At 61.9% G+C, this 25,464-nt stretch carries 17 protein-coding genes and 1 pseudogene; 10 read left to right on the forward strand and 8 right to left on the reverse strand.

The features are described from left to right. Position 1: 1 nt before the first annotated feature. Together GGI48_RS07015 and GGI48_RS07020 are read right to left on the reverse strand one after the other, a co-directional pair. Positions 2-8,011 (reverse strand): DUF637 domain-containing protein, encoded by an 8,010-nt coding sequence (locus tag GGI48_RS07015; RefSeq protein ID WP_179597612.1) that lies wholly within the window; start codon positions 8,009-8,011, stop codon positions 2-4. Positions 8,012-8,038: 27 nt separating this feature from the next. After that, entirely contained in the window at positions 8,039-9,784 is a 1,746-nt protein-coding gene (locus GGI48_RS07020; RefSeq protein ID WP_313771305.1) for a ShlB/FhaC/HecB family hemolysin secretion/activation protein, read from the reverse strand. 319 nt (positions 9,785-10,103) lie between these two features. Between GGI48_RS07020 and GGI48_RS07025 the strand changes: the two are divergent. Further along, positions 10,104-10,403 (forward strand): annotated as a pseudogene (locus GGI48_RS07025) (type II toxin-antitoxin system RelE/ParE family toxin). Next, positions 10,400-10,708, forward strand: coding sequence for an addiction module antidote protein (locus GGI48_RS07030; protein ID WP_103741196.1), 309 nt, complete (start codon positions 10,400-10,402; stop codon positions 10,706-10,708). The pseudogene GGI48_RS07025 and the gene GGI48_RS07030 overlap by 4 nt, the downstream one beginning before the upstream one ends. A gap of 85 nt (positions 10,709-10,793) precedes the next feature. Here GGI48_RS07030 and GGI48_RS07035 read toward each other — a convergent pair whose 3' ends face one another. Next, complete coding sequence (locus GGI48_RS07035) at positions 10,794-12,134, reverse strand: DEAD/DEAH box helicase (RefSeq protein ID WP_042941946.1); 1,341 nt, start codon at positions 12,132-12,134, stop codon at positions 10,794-10,796. A 193-nt stretch (positions 12,135-12,327) separates the two neighbouring features. On the opposite strand from GGI48_RS07035, the gene GGI48_RS07040 reads away from it, so the two are divergent. Further along, positions 12,328-13,626, forward strand: a complete 1,299-nt coding sequence (locus GGI48_RS07040) for a mechanosensitive ion channel family protein (RefSeq protein ID WP_016967466.1) — start codon at positions 12,328-12,330, stop codon at positions 13,624-13,626. 144 nt (positions 13,627-13,770) lie between these two features. On the opposite strand, the gene GGI48_RS07045 is transcribed toward GGI48_RS07040, so the two are convergent. The 3 genes from GGI48_RS07045 to GGI48_RS07055 all read right to left on the reverse strand — a co-directional run bounded on the left by GGI48_RS07045 (position 13,771) and on the right by GGI48_RS07055 (position 15,965). Then, positions 13,771-14,634, reverse strand: a complete 864-nt coding sequence (locus GGI48_RS07045) for a carboxylate/amino acid/amine transporter (RefSeq protein ID WP_016967467.1) — start codon at positions 14,632-14,634, stop codon at positions 13,771-13,773. Positions 14,635-14,892: 258 nt separating this feature from the next. Continuing rightward, on the reverse strand, positions 14,893-15,492 hold the full coding sequence (locus tag GGI48_RS07050) for an FMN-dependent NADH-azoreductase (protein ID WP_179597614.1): 600 nt from the start codon (positions 15,490-15,492) through the stop codon (positions 14,893-14,895). A 158-nt stretch (positions 15,493-15,650) separates the two neighbouring features. Next, positions 15,651-15,965 carry a hypothetical protein gene (locus GGI48_RS07055; protein WP_016967469.1) on the reverse strand — a complete coding sequence of 105 codons (315 nt, stop codon included), beginning with the start codon at positions 15,963-15,965 and terminating at the stop codon, positions 15,651-15,653. A 49-nt stretch (positions 15,966-16,014) separates the two neighbouring features. Here GGI48_RS07055 and GGI48_RS07060 point away from each other — a divergent pair, with 49 nt between their 5' ends. The 5 genes from GGI48_RS07060 (at position 16,015) to aqpZ (ending at position 21,297) form a co-directional block, all read left to right on the forward strand. Next, a complete protein-coding gene (locus GGI48_RS07060; protein ID WP_016967470.1) occupies positions 16,015-16,938 on the forward strand; it encodes a LysR family transcriptional regulator in 924 nt (307 codons plus the stop codon). A 29-nt stretch (positions 16,939-16,967) separates the two neighbouring features. Then, positions 16,968-17,771: an alpha/beta fold hydrolase gene (locus GGI48_RS07065; protein WP_016967471.1), complete on the forward strand. Its 804-nt coding sequence runs from the start codon at positions 16,968-16,970 to the stop codon at positions 17,769-17,771. Positions 17,772-17,774: 3 nt separating this feature from the next. Further along, on the forward strand, positions 17,775-18,338 hold the full coding sequence (locus GGI48_RS07070; RefSeq protein ID WP_016967472.1) for a peptidylprolyl isomerase: 564 nt from the start codon (positions 17,775-17,777) through the stop codon (positions 18,336-18,338). A 91-nt stretch (positions 18,339-18,429) separates the two neighbouring features. After that, positions 18,430-20,262, forward strand: a complete 1,833-nt coding sequence (locus tag GGI48_RS07075) for an ABC transporter ATP-binding protein (protein ID WP_179597615.1) — start codon at positions 18,430-18,432, stop codon at positions 20,260-20,262. 336 nt (positions 20,263-20,598) lie between these two features. After that, the gene (gene aqpZ, locus GGI48_RS07080; protein ID WP_179597617.1) at positions 20,599-21,297 is read left to right on the forward strand and encodes an aquaporin Z; all 699 of its coding nucleotides are present in this window, start codon (positions 20,599-20,601) and stop codon (positions 21,295-21,297) included. A gap of 16 nt (positions 21,298-21,313) precedes the next feature. Here aqpZ and GGI48_RS07085 read toward each other — a convergent pair whose 3' ends face one another. Together GGI48_RS07085 and GGI48_RS07090 are read right to left on the reverse strand one after the other, a co-directional pair. Continuing rightward, positions 21,314-22,438, reverse strand: a complete 1,125-nt coding sequence (locus tag GGI48_RS07085; RefSeq protein WP_179597619.1) for a GNAT family N-acetyltransferase — start codon at positions 22,436-22,438, stop codon at positions 21,314-21,316. Between the two features lie 86 nt (positions 22,439-22,524). Next, complete coding sequence (locus tag GGI48_RS07090) at positions 22,525-23,430, reverse strand: LysR family transcriptional regulator (protein WP_016964973.1); 906 nt, start codon at positions 23,428-23,430, stop codon at positions 22,525-22,527. A gap of 73 nt (positions 23,431-23,503) precedes the next feature. On the opposite strand from GGI48_RS07090, the gene GGI48_RS07095 reads away from it, so the two are divergent. Continuing rightward, on the forward strand, positions 23,504-24,871 hold the full coding sequence (locus GGI48_RS07095) for an MFS transporter (RefSeq protein ID WP_179597621.1): 1,368 nt from the start codon (positions 23,504-23,506) through the stop codon (positions 24,869-24,871). Continuing rightward, entirely contained in the window at positions 24,852-25,253 is a 402-nt protein-coding gene (locus GGI48_RS07100; RefSeq protein WP_179597623.1) for a DUF4440 domain-containing protein, read from the forward strand. The genes GGI48_RS07095 and GGI48_RS07100 overlap by 20 nt, the downstream gene beginning before the upstream one ends. The last annotated feature ends 211 nt before the right edge of the window (positions 25,254-25,464 follow it).

A 25,464-nucleotide genomic window follows, 5' to 3' on the forward strand; every position in this document is an offset into this window, starting at 1 on the left:
ATCAATCTACCAATTTAGGATTCGGGCTAGTAGGAACAATGCTCGGGCTTGTTGTTCCTTTGATCACAAAAACATTTGTCGGTTGAGCTTTTATCCCGGCTCCAATGTTCACATTCGTTCCGGTGACACCATCAACTCGTACCACAGGAAAACCATGGGCATTTTTACCTAAAATAACCGCATTACCTGAGCGATAAGCATCTAAAACTTTCTGCGCATCAGCGGCATTGCTCATATACCCCCCTTTCCCTCTATCAGCCAACTGTGTGGTTCCCTCTAGATGTCTTAACTGCTTTTGGCGACTAACTTGTGCGGCAACCTCAGGGAAATCCTTAGGTGTAAGTCTTCCTTTTGCCGCTCCCCCAACGCTTCCCCTGCCTCCCATCAGTGCCATCGCGGCCGCTGTGCCCAGCTCCAACAGAATACTAGCTTTTTCTTTAGGCTCTAACTTCCGTCCTGCGGATCTATCCACCCAAGAGGTAGAGTCATTCCAACGGTCGAGGTCGGCCAACTCCTGAGGAGTCAGCCATCCCTCCTTGAGGTTCTTCGCAAACGCCTGTTGCTTGTCCAGTGCAAAAGTATCTCCCCAACCGCTCGGGTTAGGACTCTGCCAACTAACCAAATCTGGATTTCCCTGCAACAAGCCAGGGGTGTCATAGGTTGTCTGCCGTAATAGCCCAAGAAGCTCCTGAGAAACGGGGTCGTCCATTCGGATCGAGCTATTCAGGATTTTGTCTACACACGCGCGGGTACCACATGCATTGATGGCATTGGAACGTTCCGCAGACAAGCTCTCATATTTCCCCAGAATGCTTTTAAGTTTGCTTTCGCTACAGCCTCCCGCGGCACGACAGTCTTTGATCTCCTTGAGCAGCTTTTCTGCCGCCGCATGATTGAGGTTGTTGTAAAGGATTGCCTGCTGTGCGACCCAGCGGCCCTTCTCTATTGACTGTGCATCGGCATCCTTTTGCGAGGCAGCTGCTAATACACCGACAATTTGTGAACTCATGACCAATAGGTTTTCATCACCTTTGACCAACTGGCCTAGTTCCACGACCAAAGCTTCGCTAGCACCTGCCGCCAGAGCGCCAGTCTTAAAGTCCCCACCGGTAGCTTCCGACAGTAGTCCTCCGACCATCGCATGAATGGCTATTTTCGGCAGCGAACCGTCGTCAAACACACCTAGGGTGTAATCACCCACCGCATTGAAGCTGGCTGCCGCCAAGGTGTTGAACAGGGCATTCTTCAGCACATCACTGGCATTGCCACCCTGCCCCAGCGCCTTGCTCAGCAACATCGAGGTCCCACCTTGCAAGGTCTGGTTGGCCGCAAACTTCCCAACACCTGCCCAAGTGTTTAATTGCAGATCAACTTTGCCGGTCAATACGTTGGTTTTACCTCCAACCCACTTGTCGAAGTAACCAGTAGTCAAACCAGCTGTCACCCCTGAAATCACATACCCCTTCATTGCATCCGAAGAGGTCACATCCTTGAAGACCGCCCCCAGGTTTCCACCATTGTTGATAAAGCTAACAGTTGCATTAGTCGCAGCGCCTGTAGCAATAGCTCCTGCACCCGACACCAGCATTCCAGCAGTTCCCGAACTCATGGTCCCCGCAGCAACCGCTCCACCGGTGGCAGTCCCCATAGCTCCCATTGCCATAGGCCCAACCACCGCCGCCATCACAATCGCAATAATGATCTGCGAAGCCGGCCCCAGCCCGGAGTTGCTGTACTTGTAGGAGTCGTGGATCTCCTTCACCAGCCGCCAATCAACATCGCCGCGTTTCTCGGCCTCCTTGAGCCACGCCAGTTGCGGGTCGGCCTTGACCATCGCGTCGATGCTCTGGCTGACGGTTTGCTGGTTGACCTGCCTCACATCGATCTTCAGGCCATCAACGGCTTTGATCACGATATTGCCGGCCGCCACCATCTGGGTCTGGCGCAAGGTTTCGTCGGTATTGCCCTTGCCTTTGGAGGACACCCAGAAGGAGTTGTTATTGGTCTTCTCGTGGCTCTCCTGGTGCAGGTCCTTCACCCCTTCAAAGGTGATGGCACCACCGCTATCCAGGGTGATGTGCTTGCCGCTCTCCAGCTTGGCAACTTGATACTTCTGATCGCCGCCGCTCTTGAGCGTCAGGTCTCCCCCGGTCTTGATCTCGCTCCCCACATTTGTCACATGGGTCACTTCATCGCGGCGGGTCTGCAACTTGCCGAAACTGCCCTTCTTTTTCTTGTCGTAGAGCGAATAGTCGCTGTCCTGTGCCGCGAGCAGGTCCAGTTGCCCACCCGCTACCAGATAAGCCTCATCTCCAGCATTGATCCGGCTGGATATCAGCGTCATGTCCTTGCCGGCACTGAACACCACATCACCGGCCGCCGTCACGTGACTGGCGATCTGCTTGACGTGATCCTCTTGCACCGTGAGTTTCTTGGACTTGGAGTAGGCATGGCTTTCGTCAGCCGCAGAACTCAAGGTCAGGTTCTCGGCGGCCTTCATGCTGATATCCCTCTCAGCATTGATGTCACCCGCAACCACCGTGACATCGCGGCCAGCCTGAACCGAAACGTCCCTCCCGACACTGACGCTTGCGCTGTACTGAGTAGTGTTGCTGCTGTTGCGGTTGATGCCGCGATCCAGACTATTGGTGGCCTGCGCGGAAACGATATTCACGTCCCGACTAGCGTTCAGTATTACGTCACGCCCACTTTGCAGTGCGCCGCCGATGTTGTTGATGTCACGGCCCGCCGAAATTGTCAGGTCGCTGGCCGCCTCGACGCGAGCCGAGCTGTCGACGTAGTCGTTGCGGACCTGGTCTTTCCCATAGGCAATCTGTGATGAAGTGACCGTGCGCTCGTTCGTTACATCGCCTGTTTGCGCCGTTAACGCCACGTCCTTACCAGCAATTACGCCGCCCGACTTGTTGGTGAGGTTCTTGCTGGCCAACAGATCAAGTCGCCCCCCTGCCTGCACCAGCCCACTACTGACCATGTCCTGGCCCGCGATGGCGGACAGATTGCTGGTGGCCTTCAACGTACCGACGTTAGTCAGATTCTTGCCGGCAATCATCGTCACATCAGTGCCTTGAATCAGCGCACCATTAGGTGCCAGCCGATTATTGGCATGCGCCATATACAACACCGGCACCAGTACCTTTTCGCCATTCACTTCATGCTCTTCAAGCCACACGATGTCATGAGTCAATGCCGCGACCTGTTGCGATGTCAGGGTCACACCCACGGCGAGATTGAGTTCATTCTTGCTGGCGATGGCGTTGTTCATCAGGTACTTGAACTGATCCTCATTGGAGGTCTGTCCTTCGATGAAGGCTCGACCGGTGCGAGCGACCACGGCTTGCTGTACCAGGCGTTGTTCGTAGAGCCCATCACCGAGACGCTTGGCGCTGGTATCAGGGTCGTAGCCAAGGCGTGTGAGCAAGTAGTCCGAACTCATGAATTGCTTGAGGTCGGTGAGTGCGGGGTTGGTTTCGATCAGGTACTTGGGCGGCTTGACCGCCGTCACGCTGTTGGGGATGCCTTGCACGCCCGCGATGTGGCTGACGGCCGCACCCGAGGTGTCCTGGGCGTTGAGTCGGAACAAGCCATTTTGGCCAACCGGCAGGCTGAAGCCCGGCAACGCGGTTGGATCTACTTGCAGTTGGGCAAGGTCGGGCGGCAGCTGGCGGTTGAGCAACAGGGTTGAGGGTTCGATGACGCTGAACACGCTGGTATTGGCGGAACGCTCGCTGACGGCGGTGGTGGTTTTCTGAACCACAATCGAGCTGATGTCATTGGAGGCGCTAAGCTTTTGCGTACCCCCTGCCTGGATGATGGCCGGGGCTGCCGCCTTACCGTCAGCCTGAACGACTACAGGGTCGTTGATGCCGTAGAACAGGGTCGGGTTGAACTTTGCAACCAACTCACCAAAAGCTACCGGGTCGAACGGACCAGAGCTGGGATGCTGCTGGTTATACCGGTGCACATCACTCATCAATTGGTAGAAGCTCTGCCCCGAGATCCAGTTACCGGCCCCCACCTCACGACCGGATGTGCCCGACACGGAAAGAGCTGCCTGATTAGTGATGTTAGTGCTGCTGATAGCCAGATCGTTTGCCGCCGACAGCAGGCTGTATTGGTTGAGGACGCTTTCACTGTTAACCGTGAGGTTGTGCCCGGCCATGAAGGTGGCCATCGGTGAGTCTTCGCTCACAGTGCTTTCAACGGTTTTGTAGATGAACACCGGGCCACGCACACGCGGACTTCTAGGGCCATCGCAATGCTGCACGCAGGACATGGTCATGTAGCCGCCGGTGACCCGTTGCTCCATGCTGAATTTGTCGCGCTGGTTAGCGAAGTTTGCGGCATCGACGTTGATATCACCGCCGGCTTCGATGCTGCCGGAACGGTTCTCCAGGCGTTGGGCTGAGCTGCCCGGCGCCCTGCCAGTGACGAGGAGATTGCCGATGCTGTAGATGTCGGCGTAGCGGTTTGTGATGCTGCCCGCTTGAAGGCTCATATTCCGACCGCTGAATATGAAGCCTCGGCTGCCGTCTTCCACTTGATCGTTGAGGATTGTCTCAGCGTTGATGACGAGGTCTTGCGCGGCGGCCAGGGCCCCGTAGTTGGCGAGGCTCGTGGTGGTGACAGCCATATCGCTGCCAGAGGTCAGGCGGCCGTAGTTGTTCAACTGGCCGATGACGTTGATATCGGTTTTACCGCCGCCCTTGATGCTGGCGGTGGCGCCAAGGTCCAGCTGAGCGGCGGCCATTTTAAGCTCGGCCAGGCTGCTTATCCGACCGCTGCCAGAGTAGGCGCCCGTCAACTTCAAGCCCAGCGTTCCGTCGCTGCCGATCACACCATCATTGACCCAGGTGTCGCCTGTGCCGATAAACGCCGTCGACGCCAACAATTGCCCCGTGGCGGCTTGTGTGAAGTTCGTAACATTGACGTTGAGCGTGCCGGCCTGAATAACCCCGCTGTTGGTCCAGCTGTCGGCATCCAGGGTTAGGTCACCGCCCGTGGTGAAGCTGCCGCCAGCGTTCATTACATCAGTGCTGGCCACACCAAAATTGCCTTTGCCGGTATGCACGATATTGCCGCCAGCGTTCAGCAAACTGCCGGTCGAGAGGCTGATATCGTTGTTTGCCGTTTCCAGCATGCCGCTCTGGTTATTCAACCGCCCACCAATCTGGAAGCGAGTGATGCCGCTGTTGCCGAGTGCGCGCAATTTGCCGGTCTGGTTGTCAATGCTTGCGGCAGTGATGGTGAGGGTACTGTTGCTTTCGATAATGCCGAGTCGGTTGTTCAACTCACCGTCGAGGGTCAGGTCGATGTTCTGGCCGGTGATCTGGCCATCGTTATCGCCGCTGTTATCGAAGTTGTGGCCGGTGACGATCACTCCTTGCTTGGCGTAGATCCCGCCGTTGCGGTTGTCGAAGTCAGCGGTTCGGGTGTCGATCAGCGCGTCGCCATCTTGTGCCGCGATGCGGCCGCCGGAGTTGCTGATGCCCGCCAACGCACGTATATCCAGAGACCGAGCCTGGATCGTGCCGCCTTTGCTGTCGAGGTCATAACCGTTTTTGAGCACGCCAGTGATACGCGCGGTGAACGCGTTTCGCAGGCTGGACAATGTGCCGCCACGGTTATCGACGTGATCGGCCGCGACGCTCAGCTCGCCGTCTTGAGCGACAATCTTGCCGTCGTGGTTGTCGACATCGCCGCTGGTTTTTAGCTCGAGTGCGGTTTGGCTTTGTAGAGTGCCTTTGCTGTTTTCTAAGCGCGAACCGTGCAGGTTGAGGCTGGCGTTCTCGCTGTAGATCAAGCCGTCATTGTCGTTTTGCACCACACCGCTGGCGGTCAGCAGCAATCGACCATTGGCGGCAACAGTACCGCCATTGCGGTTATCCAGGCCGCCAGTGAGCAGGGTCACCATGCTCTGGCTGGCCAATTGGCCGCCCTGGTTATTGACCTGATCGGCGCGTTTGAGCAGCAGGTCCCCAACGCTTGCGAATGTGCCGTTGGTGTTGGTCAGAGTACCCAGCAAATCGAGGGTCGCTGTGCCGTTGGTAGCGATGCTGCCGTCGGTGCTGTCCAGGTCGGTACCGGTGACGGTCAGGCCAAGTTGGGAGCTGATGGTGCTGCTGACGTTGCGCAGAGTCGTGGCGGTGATCATCAGCGACTCTGCGCTGTCGATCTGGCCCTTGTCGCTGTTATCCAGCACGCCGTTGACGGTGAGCGTCTGCCCTGCTCCGCTGGACAGGCTGCCCTGGCGGTTATCGATGTTGGCAGCGCTGACCGTCAGCGCCGTCTTACTGACCAGCGCCCCCCCCTTGCTGTTGTTCAGGTCGCCACTGAGCTGGACGCTGACTTCGCCGTTGAGGCTGGAAAGCTTGCCGTAGCTGCTGTTGTCGAGCTTGCCACCTTTGACTTCAAGGCCCTGCAATCCAGAGATCAGGCCCAGTTGGTTCAGTACCTGATCAGCTTTGATGGTGAGTGTTTGTTCGCCGATCAAGCTGCCGTTATCGCTGTTGTTGAGGGTGCCGCCAGTCAGCCGGATACTCGCCTTGCTAGCGATTTCACCGCCACGGTTATCCAGGTCTGAGCCGACAATGCGCAGGTTGCCTTGGCTATAAACTTTGCCTTGTGTATTGAGAAGATTATCTGCGTTGATGCGGGCCGTATCGGCGCTGAGGACCTTGCCGCCATTGCGGTTATCCAGCGTTCCCGCAGTCATTTTCGCGGCACGTTGTGCGCTGAGCGTACCGCCACTGTTATCCAGGGTTTGATCTACCAAAACACGCACATCGCGGCTAGCAACCACACTGCCGTTGTTACGCATGTTTTGGGCGCGGATCTTGATATCGCCCGTGGTATTACGGGTGTTGTCGTCGTTGACACCTGCTTCGACGATGGCGTTATTGTTCAACTGCCCCAGGGTGCCCACTTGGATCTGGTCACGAGCCGCGATGTTTTGCTGAATGTTCAGCGTATCTCGGGTCTGCACGTTGACGTTGCTGCCGTAGACCGTGCCTTGCAGGTCGGCGCTGGCGGCCTTGACGTTCACTGCACCGTTGGCGGCGATTTGGGCAACGTTCAGTTTGCCGTTGACGTCGATCTGGATATCGTCGGCGCTGGCGGCCATGTTGCCGTCAAGCTTCACCCCGACCCCGGCCTCAGTACCCACCAGCTTGATCGCTCCGGCATACATGCCGCCCAGAGCTGAAGAATCGATGGCCAGTTGCGGTGCATCCGCCGGGTTGGCGGTACGCGCCGTGGCGTTCAAGGTCTTGGCGTCGACATCGTTGGCCCCGGCGATCACCGCCAGGTGCTTGGCCTGGATTTCGGCGTTGATCTTGGCGCTGCGGGTGATGATTTCGAACCGGTCGATATTGCTCGCGTTGAGCCCCGCGCCTTCTATGGCGACGCTGCCTTGATCCACCTGGTAACGCTGGATCTGACCGTTCTCGATCACTGGTTTGCCGGTGGTCAGGGTGGCCTTGGGGGTGTTGATGAAGCCGCAGCCGTTGCAGGTCACGCCATAGGGGTTGGCGACGATGACATGGGCCGATTGCCCGGCCACTTCGGTGTAACCCTTGAGCTGGCTGGGACTGACGCCGTTGACCTCGTTAAGGATCACATTGGCCGCGCGACCACCCAGGTTGGGGTTGCCGAGGATGATCCCGCCGAGTTGGGTTTCCTGGGTGCGGTTGGTGGCGTTATTGAGGATCACGCCCTGCTGGCCGACGTTGTAGTCGCTGAACTTGTTATGGGACAAGCCACCGCCATTGGGAGCGGCGATGTTGACGATGGGCACGCCATTGCCGGCCTGGCCGAGACTGGTGCCGCTGCCGTTGACCACGATGCCGTCGGCCATCGCCACCACCGGCTGCCAGAACATCATGTTGGCGAGGATGAACGCCAACCCGCGTTTCGACAGGCCCCAGAAGGTGTCGCGCGGTTGCAGGGCAGCCGAAGGCTGGCGGGCCAGGAAGGCGAGTTGGCGAACGTCCATGTCAAAAGCCTCAATGAATCAGTGCAATCAGAGAAAGAGATCCAAACGGAAATAGATCGGTGCTTCCCGCTCACTCAGGGCATCTGGCCGCTCGAGGGAATGGGCGAAGGTCAGGCTGGCGGCGAGGTGCTTGCCGCGGGCGAAGAATTCGATGGAGTCGCTGGAAACGCGGCCATGCTGCTCGGCGTTGTAGCGGTCGTTGCGGATCGCGCCGACGTCATAGCCCAGCCCGGTGCCGTACTCGGCGAAGGCCGGGCGCAGCCAGTTCCAGGTCACCGGGCGGCTCCAGCGCAGGTCGTTGCGCCAGTAGTAGCCGCTGTCGCCATTGAGGCTCTGGTCCTTGTAGCCACGGATCGAAGACTGGCTGCCCAGGCTCATGCGTTGCGAGCTGAACAGCACATCCTCGCTGCGCTGGCCGGTGACCAGGCTGCTGAACACCAGGGACTCGTCCCACAGTTTGAACGGCTGCAGGTAGCTGGCGGTGGCAGTGTATTTGCGATAGCGCGCGTTGGCCTGGCGCTTGCCCGTTTTGTCGTCGCGTTCCTTCTGGCGCTGGGCGTCGAAGGCGCCGATGCCGTCCTGCAGCCCCAGGTCGAGGTTGACGAAGGCGCCGCCGATGCGCCGGCCATGGTTGATGCCGAACTGGGCTTCGCTGAGGCGGTTGCTGCTGTTGCTCAGCTTGCTGTCTTCGATGTAGTTGTTGGTGCGCAGGTAGCTCAGGCCGCTGTTCAGCGAGGTCTTGCTCACAGCGTCACGGTGGATCACTCGCTCCAGGCGCAGTTGGTGGTTCTGGCTGTCGCCGGTCTGCTTGAAGTTGAAGCCCTGCCCCTGGGCCTGAGAGCGGTACTCGCTCTGGCTGTAGCTGTAGCTGAGGTTCCACCAGCCAAACGGCAGGTTGTAATAGAGCATGGCGTTGCGCGAGGTCTTCTGGTGGTCGCTGATGGCGTCGTGGCCGCCGCGCAGTACCAATTGATCCGCCAATCCCAGAGGGCTGTCCCATTCGAAAGAGCTGCCCCACTGCTGCTCGCCGGTGCTCTTCTGGCCCTCGTTGCTGCGTGACAGGCCAACGCGCCAGGGCTTTTGCGGGTTGTTCTTGACCAGGACTTCGCTGCCGCCCACGGCCTGCCCCGGGGCCAGTTCCATCTGCGCCTGATTCGATGGCAGGCGGTTGAGCTGGTCGACCATCTGCTCGATCTGCCGCAGGTTGAGCAGCTCACCGCTGCTGCCGGGAAAGGCCATGTTCAGTTCACGGGCGCTGAGCTTGCTGCCTTCGGCGGCCTTGAGGCCTTCAAGCTTGCCTTCCACCACCAGCACCTGCAGGTGGCCGCTGGACAGGTCCTGTTGCGGCAGGTAGGCGCGGCTGGTGACCAGGCCCTTTTCGATGTAGCGGTTGGTGATGACCTTGAGCAGCTCGTTGAGCTGAGACACCCCCAGGCACTGGCCGATGTAGGGCTTGAGCAGGCTCTCGCGCTCGCTGGTGGACAGCGAGTCGGCACCCTTGAGCTCGATGTCCTTGATCGGGAAGCAGCGACTGTCGGCCGGCGCGCTGGGCGCCACCGGCGTGGCGCTCTTGCCGGGCAGGTCCTTGAGCTCTTCGAGACGCCGCTGCTGTTCTTCCAGCAGGCGGTTCTGCCGGTCGCGGATCAGGTCCTGGTCGCCGGGGTTGGAGGTCGGAATGGGCAAAGGGGCGGCGAACGCCATAGACAGCGGGGCTGTCAGCAGCAGGCAAGACAAGGCACGGCACAACCTCATCCCGAGGGTAGAGACAGACATGTTCGATCCTTCGAAAGGGCAGCAGGGGTCACGACAGGGCGGGGATGTTAATGTGCCATCATCTTGACGTCAAATAAGCGCAGAGCGCGCCGACAAACTGCACATCCCCCCAGAATCCGGACCGTGCAGCGGGTGCCGATACTAGATTTGCCCCGATCACCGACACATCAGACACTTCTGAATCTTCAGGAAAGTTTTCTTGGCAGCGGGCTGTTGATCGACCAGCAACCCAAGGAACTGGCCCACACCGAGAAAAAGCCCGAGTCGAGTCCGTGCTACCCCTTTTGCCAAAATGTATCCAAATGGATACGTTTTCTGCATTAAATATCTCATCCAGCAAACCCAGTCCTTTGCCAGATGGCACTCATCGCTGAAGGACTTGCGCGCAAAAATCTCCATTGCCCGCCGCATCGATCGCGCCGCAACAGGCAATCTGGGGGATGTGAAATCCGTGGGAGAAGGTATTTCGGAACTGCGCGTGGACGTGGGTCCCGGGTAACGGCTGTACTTCACCCAGCGTGGCGGCGCGATCATTGTGTTGCTGGCAGGCGGGGGCAAATCCTCTCAAGACGCGGACATTCGCCGGGCAAAGATATTGGCAAAGGATCTTTCAACATGACCCAGATATTGACCCACTTCGACATGGCCGAGTTGCTGGACAGCGACCAGGCCATCGCAGAATACCTGTCACAAGTGCTGGCCGACGGTGATACCGAGGAGTTTCTTCGAGCCATTGGCTACGTAGCCAAAGCTCGGGGCATGTCCCAGATTGCCCGGGATGCCGGGATGGGCCGGGAAAGCCTGTACAAGGCTTTTGCCCCGGGCTCAAAACCGCGATTCGACACCGTCTTGAAGGTCATTCATGCCTTGGGGATCGATCTGCAGGCCCAGCCAGGGCATGTGGAGAAACCCAAGGCCAGTTGAGCCATCAAGGCCCGAAGTACCTGAAAGCCAGCCAAAAAAAAACCCGGACCAGGTCCGGGTTTTTCGTTTACCGCTGGCGGCGGTTTTATTCAGCCGCCGGTGCCTGTGGCTTGCGGCGCTTGAGCGGCGCCAGGCCGTCCTGGCTGACCAGGCTGTCGCTTTTCGGCCGGTTGGCGGTCTTGCGCTTGGTCGGGGCCTTGGCCACGGACTTTTTCTTGTCGCCCTTGGCGTCGGTCTTTTTCTTCTTCACGCCAACGGCCTTGCCGGACGCCTTGACCTTTTTCGGGCCGCTGTAGGTGCCTTTGACTTCCTTGATGGTGCGGCGCTCGAAGCTCTGCTTGAGGTAGCGCTCGATGCTCGACATCAGGTTCCAGTCGCCGTGGCAGATCAGCGAGATGGCCAGGCCATCGTTGCCAGCACGGCCGGTACGGCCGATGCGGTGCACGTATTCGTCGCCGCTGCGGGGCATGTCGAAGTTGATCACCAGGTCCAGGCCGTCCACGTCCAGGCCACGGGCGGCGACGTCGGTGGCCACGAGGATCTTCACTCCGCCCTGCTTCAGGCGGTCGATGGCCAGCTTGCGGTCCTTCTGGTCCTTTTCGCCGTGCAGCACGAACGCCTTGTAGTCCTGGGCCACCAGGCGGCCATAGATGCGGTCGGCCATGGCCCGGGTGTTGGTGAAGACGATGGCCTTCTGGTAGGTCTCGTTGGCCAGCAGCCAGTTGACGATCTGCTCTTTGTGCTGGTTGTGATCGGCGGTGATGATCTGCTGACGGGTGGTTTCGTTGAGCTGGCTGACGCTGTTGAGTTGCAGGTGCTCAGGGTTGTTGAGGACCTTGGCGACCATCTCGCGCAGGCCGGAGCCGCCGGTGGTGGCGGAGAACAGCATGGTCTGCTGGCGGTTCGGGCATTCATCCACCAGCCGCTGCACGTCTTCGGCAAAGCCCATGTCGAGCATGCGGTCGGCTTCGTCGAGCACCAGCACTTCGACTTCCTTGAGGTCGAGGTTGCCGGCGTTGAGCTGCTCCAGCATGCGCCCCGGGGTGCCGATGAGGATGTCCGGCACCTTGCGCAGCATGGCGGCCTGGACCTTGAAGTCTTCACCGCCGGTGATCAGGCCGGACTTGATGAAGGTGAACTGGGAGAAACGCTCGACTTCCTTGAGGGTCTGCTGGGCCAGTTCCCGGGTCGGCAGCAGGATCAGGGTCTTGATGCTGACGCGGATCTTCGCCGGGCCGATCAGGCGATTGAGGATCGGCAGGACAAAGGCCGCGGTCTTGCCGCTACCGGTCTGCGCCGTCACCCGCAGGTCACGCCCTTGCAGCGCGAGCGGAATAGCCGCTGCTTGCACCGGCGTCGGCTCGACAAATTTAAGCTCGGCCACGGCTTTGAGCAGGCGTTCGTGCAGGGCGAATTGGGAAAACACGGGTGCTACCTCGAAGATATGCAAAAAAACAGCTGCATAGGGTAACGGTTTCGAGCGCGCAGGCCGAGTTTCTTTGTGCAAACGGTGGCAAAGAGTTGGTTTTTTGTTAGCCGATTTGTCCTTAACCGTAACTTTCCCAGGGTTAAATGCTCTAATCCTCCCCTCGTGCCTCATAGAAGAATCGTTTTAGCCCATGGATTTCAAACAGCTCTGGCTCAATACCCAGGACCTCTGGGGAGCCCTCGATCAACACCCCCTCCTGCACGCCGGCATCGGCCTGGCCCTGTTACTGGTGATCGCCCTGGTGCTCGGACGAGTGGCCCGCTACCTGGTGCTACACGCCGTCAGGCTGCTGGGACGCCAACCGGCGCTGCACTGGCTCAATGACCTGCGCCACAACAAGGTGTTCCATCGCCTGGCGCAGATGACCCCATCCCTGGTGATCCAGTTCGGCCTGCACCTGGTGCCGGAGCTGAGCAAGACCAGCCTGCTGTTCCTCGGCAACCTGGCCATGGCCTTCACCATCCTGTTCCAACTGCTGGCCCTGAGCGCCCTGCTCAATGCCCTGCTGGACATCTACGCGCGCACCGAACACGCCCGTACCCGCTCGATCAAGGGCTATGTGCAGTTGGCGAAGATGGTGCTGTACGTGTTTGGCGCGATCATCATCGTCGCCACCCTGATCGACCGCTCGCCGCTGTTGCTGCTGTCCGGCCTGGGCGCCATGTCGGCGGTGATCCTGTTGGTCTACAAGGACACCCTGCTGTCCTTCGTCGCCAGCGTGCAGTTGACCAGCAACGACATGCTGCGGGTCGGCGACTGGATCGAGATGCCCCAGGTCGGCGCCGACGGCGATGTGGTGGACATCACCCTGCACACGGTCAAGGTGCAGAACTTCGACAAGACCATCGTCTCCATCCCCACCTGGCGCCTGATGAGCGAGTCGTTCAAGAACTGGCGCGGCATGCAGCAATCCGGCGGTCGGCGGATCAAGCGCAGCCTGTACATCGATGCCAGCGGCGTGCGCTTCCTGCATGACGACGAAGAACAGCGGCTGAGCAAGGTGCGCCTGCTCACCGACTACATCGGGCGCAAGCAGGCCGAGCTGAAAAGCTGGAACGAAGCCCAGGGCAACGTCGCCGCGCTGTCGGCCAACCGCCGGCGCATGACCAATATCGGCACCTTCCGCGCCTACGCCCTGGCGTACCTCAAGAGCCACCCGGAGATCCAGCCGAACATGACCTGCATGGTGCGCCAGATGCAGACCACGGCCCAGGGCATTCCCCTGGAGATTTACTGCTTTACCCGCACCACCGCCTGGGTCGATTACGAGCGCATCCAGGGGGATATCTTCGATTACCTGCTGGCGGTGATGCCGGAATTCGGCCTGAACCTGTACCAGCAGCCCAGCGGCACCGACCTGCGGGCCGGTTTGCTGCCGGCGATAGCGGGCGCCAGCCATGTGCCGCAATTGGAGAAACACGCACTGTAAGCAAGTGTGGCGAGGAAGCTTGCTCCCGCTGGCGGGCAGCGCCCGCCCAAGGCGGCCAGGGCATGGCTTCAGGTCAATCGCACAAGCAGCTCTTGCGGCCACCACGGTGGCCGAGCGGGAGCAAGCTCCCTCGCCACAACGCTCTCAGCTGGCCTGCACAGGCCGGCCGCCGCGGCGGCTGATCCACACCGCCCCGAGAATCACCAACCCACCCAGCAACAAGCGCCCCAGATCTTCATGCTGGTTCCAGATCAGCAGGTTGACCAGCAGCCCCACCGGCACATGCAGGTTGTTCATCACCGCCAGGGTGGCGCCGGTCACCAGGCACGCGCCCTTGTTCCACCAGTACATGCCCAGGGCCGTGGACACCAGGCCAAGAAACAGCAGCACCGCCCATTGCAGCGGCGCATCAGGCAGGTAATGGGCCTTGCCGAACAGCAGGAACGCCGGCAACACCACCAGCAAGGCTCCCAGGTAGAAGTAGCCGAAGCGCCGGTAGTGCGGCAGGTCGCTGGGGTAGCGCGCCACCAGGTGCTTGTACAGCACTTGCCCGGCGGCATAGGTGAAGTTGGCCAGTTGCAGCAGCAAGAAGCCGATGAAGAAATCCGGATTGACGCTGTCGTAGCGGATCACCACCGCGCCCGCCACCGCCACCAGCGCCGCCAGCAGGCCCCAGGGATTGAAGCGCCGGTTCAGGGCGTCTTCGATCAGGGTTACGTGCAGGGGCGTGAGGATGGTGAACAGCAGCACCTCCGGCACCGTCAGCACCCGAAAGCTCAGGTACAGGCACACGTAGGTGATGCCGAACTGCAGCGCGCCAATCAGCAGCATGCCGCGCATGAAGGCCGGCTCCACCCGGCGCCAGCGGGTCAGCGGAAGAAACACCAGCCCCGCCAGCAGCACCCGCACCAGCACCGCGAAGTAGCTGTCGACATGCCCGGCCAGGTATTCGCCGATCAGGCTGAAGGAAAACGCCTGGATCAGGGTGACAAAAAGTAGGTAGCCCATGTTCGCCTCATCTTGAATGGCGGCGACGATAGCGGTTTTGCCCGCGCAGATGAAATCCCGGGCAAAAAAAAGCCCGATCTCGCTAGGCGTGCAATCGGGCGTCGGCACTGAAGGAGCAACCAGTGCAAAGGGAGGTTCGATGCGCGAACCGGCTTGAAGGGGATCCGCAGGCGCTACTTGAACACCCGGGGATTATCTGCGGATTAACGGCGCCGCAGAGCCCTTCGCTGAGCGGCGCCTCGGCTCAGGAATCGCCGCTCAGGCCACCTGGGCCAGCTTGGCGTTGGCCTGGTTCAAGCCCTTTTCATGGAAGTCGCCACCCAGGTTCAGGCCTTCGGCGTGAATGAACTCGACGTCGTGGATGCCGATAAAGCCCATCACCTGACGCAGGTAGGGTTCCTGGTGATCGGCGCTGCTGCCGGCGTAGATGCCGCCACGAGCGGTGAGCACGTAGGCACGCTTGCCGGTGAGCAGGCCTTGTGGCCCAGTGTCGGTGTACTTGAAGGTCACCCCGGCGCGCAGCACATGGTCGAGCCAGGCCTTCAGGGTGCTGGGAATGGCGAAGTTGTACATCGGCGCGGCCAGCACCAGCACGTCGGCGGCCAGCAGTTCGTCGGTCAATTCGTTGGAGCGCTGCAGGGAGTCCTGTTCGGCGGCGCTGCGCTGTTCGGCGGGTTTCATCCAGCCCCCCAGCAGGTTGGCGTCCAGGTGCGGCACCGGTTGGCGGGCCAGATCACGCACCGTGATCGAGTCGCCGGGGTGAGCGGCCTGCCATTGCTGGATAAAAGTCTGGGTCAGTTGCCGGGATACGGAATCCTGCTGGCGGGCGCTGCTTTCAATGATCAGGACGCGGGACATGGCTGAAGCCTCCATCGGGGTATGCGTAAGTCGATGGGGGGCAGATTAAACAGAGTGATATCGATGAAAAAGCGCAAATAACTGCTATAACCAATCAATAAATTCGTTTATAAGCACAGCCGGCCTCAGCGCAATTCCCGGGGCCGAGCCGGCTTCGATCACTTGGCCTGGCAGTTCAGTTCCAGGCGCAGCTTGATGATCTTGCGGTTGAACTTGGCGGTGACGTTCTTGCTCTGCCCCGCGGCAACTTCCACCTTGCGGTTGCGCGGCGACTCGGGGCCATTGCGAAACACCACCGAACACACGGCGTCGCTCTTGCCGAAGTTGTTCAGCTGGATGGAGCCGATGTCTTCATCGGTAGCAAAGGTGGTGTAGTCGATGCTCAGGCCGTTCAACTGCTTCTCGACATCGATGGGATAGGCCCAGGCGCCGAGGGGCAACAGCGCCAGCAACACACAACAGAATTTTCTCATTCGGCAGTCTCCAATAAGGAGCGCCAGCTTAGGACAAGAGGAGTCCCTCATGAAAGCGCCCCGCGTGACCCTGGATCAATGGCGCACCCTGCAGGCGGTGGTCGATCACGGCGGCTTCGCCCAGGCCGCCGAAGCCCTGCACCGCTCGCAATCCTCGGTCAGCTACACCGTGGCGCGCATGCAGGACCAGCTCGGCGTGCCGCTGCTGCGCATCGATGGCCGCAAGGCGGTGCTCACCGAAGCCGGCGGCGTGCTGCTGCGCCGCTCCCGGCAACTGGTCAAGCAGGCCAGCCAACTGGAAGACCTGGCCCACCACATGGAACAGGGCTGGGAAGCCGAAGTGCGCTTGGTGGTGGACGCCGCCTACCCCAACGCGCGGCTGGTGCGCGCCCTGACCGCCTTCATGCCGCAAAGCCGCGGCTGCCGCGTGCGTCTGCGCGAGGAAGTGCTGTCCGGGGTCGAGGAAGTGCTGCTCGAAGGCGTGGCCGACCTGGCCATCAGCAGTTTCAACATCTCCGGCTACCTGGGCACCGAGCTGAGCTCGGTGGAATTCGTCGCCGTGGCCCACCCGGAACACGCCCTGCACCGCCTGCAACGGGAGCTGCACTTCCAGGACCTGGAAAGCCAGCTGCAAGTGGTGATCCGCGACTCCGGCCGCCAGCAGCCACGGGATGTCGGCTGGCTCGGCGCCGAGCAGCGCTGGACCGTGGGCAGCCTGGCCACCGCCGCGACCTTCGTCGGCAGCGGCCTGGGTTTTGCCTGGCTGCCCCGGCACCTGATCGAACGGGAACTGCGCGAAGGCCTGCTCAAGGTCCTGCCCCTGGACCAGGGCGGCAGTCGCCACCCGACCTTCTTCCTCTATTCCAACAAGGACAAACCCCTGGGCCCGGCCACGCAGATCCTCGTGGAACTGCTGCGCACCTTCGACACCGCGCCCCTGGATGCGCCCTTTGCCGCCCCCGAGCAAGCCTGACGTCCACTCACCAGAACAGGAGTTCTGCCATGGCCTATTTCGAGCATGAAGGTTGCACCCTGCACTACGAGGAATACGGCCGGGGCGAGCCCCTGCTGCTGGTTCACGGCCTGGGCTCCAGCGCCCAGGACTGGGAAAAGCAGATCCCCGAGCTCTCGACCCGCTACCGCCTGATCGTCCCCGACCTGCGTGGCCACGGACGCTCCGACAAGCCTCGGGAGCGCTACAGCATCCCGGGCTTCACCGCCGACATCGTGGCGCTGATCGAACACCTGAACCTGGGCCCCGCGCATTATGTCGGGCTGTCCATGGGCGGCATGGTCGGCTTCCAGCTGGGCGTGGATCAGCCGCAACTGCTCAAGAGCCTGTGCATCGTCAACAGCGCCCCCGAGGTCAAGGTGCGCAGCGCCAATGACTACTGGCAGTGGTTCAAACGCTGGAGCCTGGCCCGGGTGCTGAGCCTGGCCACCATCGGCCAGGCCCTGGGCCAGCGGCTGTTTCCCAAGCCGGAGCAAGGCGAGTTGCGGCAAAAAATGGCCGAGCGCTGGGCAAAAAACGACAAACGTGCTTATCTCGCCAGCTTCGACGCCATCGTCGGCTGGGGGGTGCAGGAACGACTGGGCCGTATCACCTGTCCAACCCTGGTCGTCAGTGCCGACCACGACTACACCCCGGTGGCGGTCAAGGAGGCTTATGTCAAACTGCTGCCGGATGCACGGCTGGTGGTGATCGAGGATTCCCGACACGCCACGCCGCTGGACCAGCCGCAGCGCTTCAACCAAACCCTGCTGGACTTCACAACCACAGTCGACACCACCACCCAGGATCACTGAACCATGCTGAAAAAAATCGCCCTCGTCGCCGGCTCCGTGCTGTTCGCGGCCAACCTGATGGCCGCGCAACCGGCCAAGGCGCCCCACGTCCTGCTGGACACCAGCTTCGGCAAGATCGAAGTCGAGCTGGACCCGGTCAAGGCACCGATCTCCAGCAAGAACTTCCTCGACTACGTCGACAGCGGCTTCTACACCAACACCATCTTCCACCGGGTGATCCCGGGCTTCATGGTCCAGGGCGGCGGATTCACCGCGCAGATGGTGCAGAAAGACACCCGCGACCCGATCAAGAACGAAGCCTCCAACGGCCTGCATAACGTGCGCGGCACCCTGTCCATGGCCCGCACCTCCAACCCCAACTCGGCCACCAGCCAGTTCTTCATCAACGTCGCCGACAACGCCTTCCTCGACCCGGGCCGCGACGCCGGCTACGCCGTATTCGCCAAGGTGGTGAGCGGCATGGACGTGGTGGACCAGATCGTCAATTCCCAGACCACCACCAAGCAAGGCATGCAGAACGTGCCTGTGGACCCGGTGCTGATCAAGTCGGCCAAGCGCATCGACTGAATCCGCCAGCCTGTCCCGACGGCGGCGCCCCACCCGGCGCCCCGTCCGCTTTCAGCACAGGAGAGCCCGCACCCCGGGCTTCAATACCCCCATGCTCTTTCGTCGTTTTGAACAACTGATCGATATCTTCCGCGACGCCCCCAGCGCCACCCCACCCAATCGGGTCCTGCCGTTCTACTTCCACTACATCAAGCAAGTCTGGCCGAGCTTCGTCGCCCTGCTGGTGGTGGGCCTGTTCGTGGCCCTGATCGAGGTGTCGCTGTTCAGCTACCTGAGCACCATCATCGACCTGGCCCAGGGCACGCCCAGCGCCCAGGTGTTCAGCGACCACGGCCTGGAACTGGCCTGGATGGCGGTGGTGGCCCTGCTGTTCCGGCCGCTGATGGTGGGCCTGCATGACCTGTTGATGCACCAGACCATCAACCCCGGCATGACCAGCCTGATCCGCTGGCAGAACCACAGCTACGTGCTGCGCCAGAGCCTGAACTTCTTCCAGAACGACTTCGCCGGGCGCATCGCCCAGCGCATCATGCAGACCGGCTACTCGCTGCAGGACTCCTCGGTGCAGGTGATCGACGCCCTGTGGCACGTGACCATCTACGCCATCGGCTCCCTGGTGCTGTTCGCCGACGCCGACTGGCGCCTGATGATCCCCCTGCTGCTGTGGATCACAGGTTTCATCGGCGCCATGCGCTACTTCGTGCCGCGCATCCAGCAGCGCTCGGTGGACGCCTCCGACGCCCGCTCAAAACTCATGGGGCGGATCGTCGACGGCTACACCAACATCACCACCCTCAAGCTCTTCGCCCACACCCATTTCGAGCAGAGCTACGCCCGCGAGGCGATTGCCGAGCAGACCGAGAAAAGCCAGCTGGCCGGGCGTGTGGTCACCACCATGGACGTGACCATCACCAGCCTCAACGGCCTGCTGATCGTCAGCACCACGGGCCTGGCCCTGTGGCTGTGGAGCCAGTCGCTGATCAGCGCCGGGGCCATCGCCCTGGCCACCGGTCTGGTGATCCGCATCGTCAACATGTCCGGCTGGATCATGTGGGTGATCAACGGCATCTTCGAAAACATCGGCATGGTCGAGGACGGTTTGCAGAGCATCGCCCAGCCGCTGCAGCTCACCGACCGCGAGCAGGCGCCCAAGCTGGCCGTGGCCCAGGGCGGCGTACGCTTCGAGCATGTGGAGTTTCATTACGGCAAGGCCAACAAGGTGATCAGCGACCTCAACCTGGAGATCCGTCCCGGCGAGAAGATCGGCCTGATCGGCCCGTCCGGGGCCGGCAAGTCGACCCTGGTCAACCTGCTGCTGCGCCTCTACGACCTGCAGGGCGGGCAGATCCTCATCGACGGCCAGAACATCGCCGAAGTGACCCAGGAAAGCCTGCGCGAACGCATCGGCATGATCACCCAGGACACCTCGCTGCTGCACCGCTCGATCCGCGACAACCTGCTCTACGGCCGCCCCGACGCCACGGACGAGGAGCTCTGGGAAGCGGTGCGCAAGGCCCGCGCCGATGAGTTCATCCCGCTGTTGTCCGATGCCCAGGGCCGCACCGGCTTCGATGCCCATGTCGGGGAGCGCGGGGTCAAGCTGTCCGGCGGTCAGCGCCAGCGCATCGCCATTGCCCGGGTCCTGCTCAAGGACGCGCCGATCCTGATCATGGACGAGGCCACCTCGGCCCTGGACTCGGAAGTCGAAGCGGCGATCCAGGAAAGCCTGGAAACCCTGATGCAGGGCAAGACCGTGATCGCCATCGCCCACCGCCTCTCCACCATCGCCCGCATGGACCGCCTGGTGGTCCTGGAGCACGGGCGCATCGCCGAGACTGGCACCCACGCCGAACTGCTGGCCCACGGCGGTCTTTATGCACGCCTGTGGCAGCACCAGACCGGAGGCTTCGTCGGCATCGACTGATCTGTAGCCGCTGCCGCAGGCTGCGATCGGCACCGCAGGGGCCGCAGAACCTGCATCCGCGGTTTGCCTGGTCAATCGCGGCGGCCGCCTTGCGAGTCCTGCGGACTCGGTCACAGCCTGCGGCAGCGGCTACAGGGTGCTGATCAGTTACACAAAGTCGCCGCACAACGCGCCAGGGCCTTGGTTTCAAGGGCTCTGGCGTTTTTTTGGGCGGGCTGGAATTGCGCCAAAAGCCTGCTGTACTCACCCTAGGTTCCGGAGCGGAACCTGTAGTTAACCTGCGGGATGCATAACAGCTGTATCGCGTTGATAGGTTGACCTATCAAGGACTCCTCCATGTCTTTGTTCAAACGTTCCGTTACCGAAATGCTCGGTACTTTCTGGCTGGTCCTGGGCGGGTGCGGCAGCTCCGTGCTCGCCGCGGCCTTTCCCAATGTCGGCATCGGCCTGCTGGGCGTCGCCCTGGCCTTCGGCCTGACGGTGCTGACCATGGCCTTCGCCATCGGCCATATCTCCGGTTGTCACTTGAACCCCGCGGTGTCCGTAGGGCTGGTGGTGGGCGGACGCTTTCCGGCCAAGGAATTGCCGGCCTATATCGTCGCCCAAGTGATCGGCGGGGTGATCGCCGCGGCGTTGCTGTACTTCATCGCCAGCGGCAAGCCGGGCTTCGAGCTGGCCTCGGGGCTGGCCTCCAACGGCTACGGCGCACACTCCCCCGGCGGCTATTCCATGGCTGCGGGGTTTGTCTGCGAGCTGGTGATGACCTTGATGTTCGTGGTGATCATCCTCGGCGCCACCGACAAGCGCGCCCCGGCGGGACTGGCGCCGATCGCCATCGGCCTGGCCCTGACCCTGATCCACCTGATCTCGATCCCGGTCACCAACACTTCGGTCAACCCGGCCCGCAGCACCGGCCCGGCGCTGATCGTCGGCGGCTGGGCCTTGCAGCAACTGTGGCTGTTCTGGCTGGCGCCGATCCTCGGCGCGGTGATCGGCGGTGTGGTCTACCGCTGGCTGGGCAAGGAAGACAACTGACCGGCAGCGGCGAGGGTCACGCCTGCCGATAGGGCAAGGCGTCCCTCGCCTCCTCGGCATAGGCGCGAACCCCGGCCCGCTCCTGTTGCAGGAAGTCCTGCACCGCGGCGTTCAAGCCGGGGTGGCGCAGGTAATGCCAGGAGCGGGTGATCACCGGTTCGAAGCCGCGAATCAGCTTGTGCTCGCCCTGGGCGCCGGCGTCGAAACGCTGCAGCCCCTGGGCGATGGCGTACTCCATGCCCTGGTAGAAACAGGTCTCGAAATGCAGGCGGTCGAACTCCGCCAGGCAGCCCCAGTAGCGGCCGTAGAAACTGTCGCCGCCCACCAGGCTGAAGGCCATGGCCACCGGGCGCCCGCCCTGCTTGGCCAGGACCACGCGAATCGCTTCGGGCATGCGCTCGGCCAACAGGCTGAAAAAGGCCCGGGTCAGGTACGGCGACTGACGCCGCACCGCATAGGTGTTGGCGTAGCAGGCGTAGACGAAATCCCACTGCGCCTCGTCCAGTTCATGGCCTTCGAACCACTGGAAATCAAAGCCCTGCCCCGCCACCTGCTCGCGCTCCTTGCGCATCTGCTTGCGCTTGCGCGAGCTCAAGGCGTCGAGGAAATCCTGAAAGTCGCGATAACCGCGATTCTGCCAGTGGAACTGACAGCCCAGGCGCTGCTGCCAACCCGATTGCTGTTCCAGGGCGGCGTCGCTGAAGTCGTCGGTGAAGTTGATATGGGCACTGGAAAGCCCTTCGATCTCCAGATAGCCGGGCAGGCTTTTCAACAGCTCGAAGGCATCCGCCTGGGTCGCCGCCAGCACCCGCGCGCCACTCACCGGGCTGAACGGCACCGCCGTCAGCAGCTTGGGGTAATAGTCGATCCCGGCCCGCGCGCAGGCATCGGCCCAGCCGTGATCGAACACGTATTCACCGTAGGAATGCAATTTGCGATAGCTGGGCAGCGCCGCCAGCAGGCGGCCGTCCTCCACATGCAACAGGTGCTCGGCCTGCCAGCCCGAGCGCGGACCGAGGCTGCCACTGTCTTCCAGGGCACTGAGAAAAGCGTGGCGCACAAAGGGTTGCCCGTCCTTGAGCAAGCCATCCCATTGCGTGGGATCGACGGCAGACAGACTGTTCAAGGATTGCAGCGGCATCGGGGTCCCCGGAATTCAGATCGGACAACCCGGCGAGTATCCTCCATCCCCGGGTTCACCGAAACCGCTGCCAGCCGGGCACGTCCTCAACGCCCCAGATGCTCGGCGAGAAAATCGATGAACACCCGGGATTTGCGCGGCAGGTGCGCGCTGTTGGGAAACAGCACATGCACCGGCTGCGTGGCCAGGCCGTACTGCGGCAGGACCCGCACCAGGCGGCCGCTGCCCAGGTCGTCGAGGATCATCCACTCCGGCAGCACCGCCAGCCCCAGGCCAGCCAGGGCCAGGGCGCGAATCGCCGTCGCCGAGTTGGATTCGTGCCCGGGGCCGACCTTCACCTCCACCGCGCCACGGCGCGGATGGTTGAAGGTCCAGCTGGGCGGCCCGGCCAGATTGCTGTTGCCGATCCACGGCAATGCGCTCAGATCCTCGATCTGCTGCAACTCCCGGCCCTCGAGCAGCGCCGGGCTGGCCACCAGGGCAATGGCGTAGTCCGAAAGCTTGCGCCCCTTGAATCCCGAGTCCGCCAGATGGCCGAGGCGGATCACCAGGTCGAGCTTTTCCGCGACCAGATCATTCAGCGATGAATTGAAGTGATAGCTCAGGCGCACCTCGGGGTAGCGCGCGGTGAACAGTGGCAGGATCGGCAGCACGAAAGTCTCGGCGTACTCCGCCGTGGAACTGATGCGCAACTTGCCGCTGACCCGGTTGCGCCCATGCAGCACGTTGTCGAAGGCCGTGTCGATATTGGCGACAATCCCCTTGAATTCGTCGTAGAGATCCTGGCCGGTTTCGGTCAGGGTCACCTGCCGCGTGGTGCGCACCAGCAAGGTGCTCGCCAGTGCCTGCTCCAGGGCCTTGATATGCAGGCTGGCCATGGCTTTGCTAATGCCAAGGTACTGCGCGGCGCGGGTGTAGGAACCGAAGTCGACCACCGCGAGGAAGGTCTGCACCCGGTGCAACTGGCTGTGAAAAGTCTCGCTCACTGTCAAGCCTCGTTAAACAATGCGTCAATCGACACTCCGCCCCCAAGCTCCCTAAGCTGCGCGCAAAAAGGGAGACGGCATGACTGACAGATACAAAGTGGCGGTGGTATTTCTCCTCGGGTTCTTTATCGACTGCGTCAACATCTTCATGTCGGCGGTGGCCCTGCCCAGCATTGCCAGCCACTTGCAGGTGTCCAGCGCCGCCGTGGCCTGGGTCGCCAACGCCTACATCCTCGGCCTGACCCTGGTCATTGCCATCAGCACCTGGCTGGCCGCACGCTTCGGCAACCGCCAGGTACTCTGCGCCTCGATGCTGCTGTTCAGTGGCGCGGGGCTGATGTGCGGACTGGCCGACAGCTTCATGTCGCTGGTGTTCTGGCGGCTGCTCCAGGGCATGGCCGGCGGTCTGCTGATTCCCCTGGGGCAGGCACTGACCTTCAACCTGTTCCAGGGCGTGCAACGGGCACGAATCTCCACCCTGGTGATGGCCGTGGCCCTGCTGGCGCCGGCGCTTTCACCGACGCTGGGCGGAGCGATTGTCGATCACAGCTCCTGGCGCTGGGTGTTCTTCGCCAGCCTGCCGCTGTCGCTGCTGGCGGCCCTGCTGTCCTGGTGCTGGATCAACCCTGAACCCACGGCGCCCGCGGATCGACCGGACCTGCGCGGCCTGCTGCTGATGAGCGCCAGCCTGGGCGGCCTGCTGCTCGGCATGTCGCTGTACGGCAGCGGCTACCCGTTGTATCAGGCGGCGCCGAGCCTGGGCGCCGGGCTGTTCCTGGCCGAGTGCTACCGGCGCCATTGCCAGACCCGTGCCCGGCCCATCGTCGAACTGCGACTGCTGAAAAACCCGCGCCTGAGCCTGTCGGTGGCGATCTATCACGCCATTCCGGGGATCTTCACCGGGGTCAATCTGCTGAGCCTGTTCTTCCTCCAGGAGCACCTGCACCTGAGCGCCCGGCACAGCGGCATGTTCATGCTGCTGTACGCCGCCGGCGCGCTGCTGGCGATGCTGGCGGGCGGGCGCTTCTACAATCGTCTGGGCGCCACGCGGCTGTTCGCCACGGCCCTGGTGCTGCACAGCGCCGGCATCGCCACTTTGTGCGGGGTCGACTCGACTGCCGATCTGCCGCTGCTGGCGCTGGCCTACCTGCTGATGGGCCTGGGCGGCGGTGCCGGCGCCAACACCGCGCAGACCACTGCCCTGCTGGACTTCGACGGCGCCGATACGCACCAGGCCAGCGTGATCTGGAACATCAACCGGCAGGTGGCATTCAGCCTCGGCGCCGCCTGGTTGCTGATGCTCTACAACCTGCTGCTGGGGTACTCCGATGCCACCGGCGCCTATCACCTGAGCCTGTTGCTGGCGGCTGCAGCCGGTCTGCTGCCGCTGCTGACCCTGAACCGACTCCCCTCCATGAAGGCCTCACATGCCCAACTCGATCATTGAACAAGCGCAACACAGCGTGCAGCGGATTCACCAACTGATTCACCGCGTCTTCAGCAACCAGCAGGGGGACGCCGCGGCCTGCCTCGACCCCTTGCTGGAACTGTTCGCCCAAGACTTCCAGATGGTCACCACCGGCGGCGCCCTAGTGGGCCGCGAGCAGGTGCAACAGCTGTTTCGCACGGGCCTGGGCAAGCGCCCGGGGCTGCAGATCAGGCTCAGCGACCTGCATTGCGTGTGGCAGGAAGGCCAGTGCGCGGCGATCCGCTACAAGGAAATCCAGCGCCTGGACTCGCTCGAAACCGCGCGCCTGTCCCTGGCGATCATCCGTGTCCAGGACAACTCGGTGCAGTGGCTGTACCTGCACGAAACCACCTGCCCCTGACCCCGCAGGCCCGACCTCGGGCCAAGCCGCTTCACCCCGATGCCCCGACCTCTTCCTGGGCGGCACCCACTCGCTTAGCGGCGGCTGAACGCCCCCCGACATTTCCCCTTTCCCGGCACCCACCACGCCCCCGCTCGGGGGTGTATGGCCGTCAGCAATCGTCATCGACACGCCATTACTTTGCCACCCCGCTGTCATAAACCATCGTGAT

This window comes from Pseudomonas protegens, from assembly GCF_013407925.2.
GTDB classification, from domain to species: Bacteria; Pseudomonadota; Gammaproteobacteria; order Pseudomonadales; family Pseudomonadaceae; genus Aquipseudomonas; species Aquipseudomonas fluorescens_AP.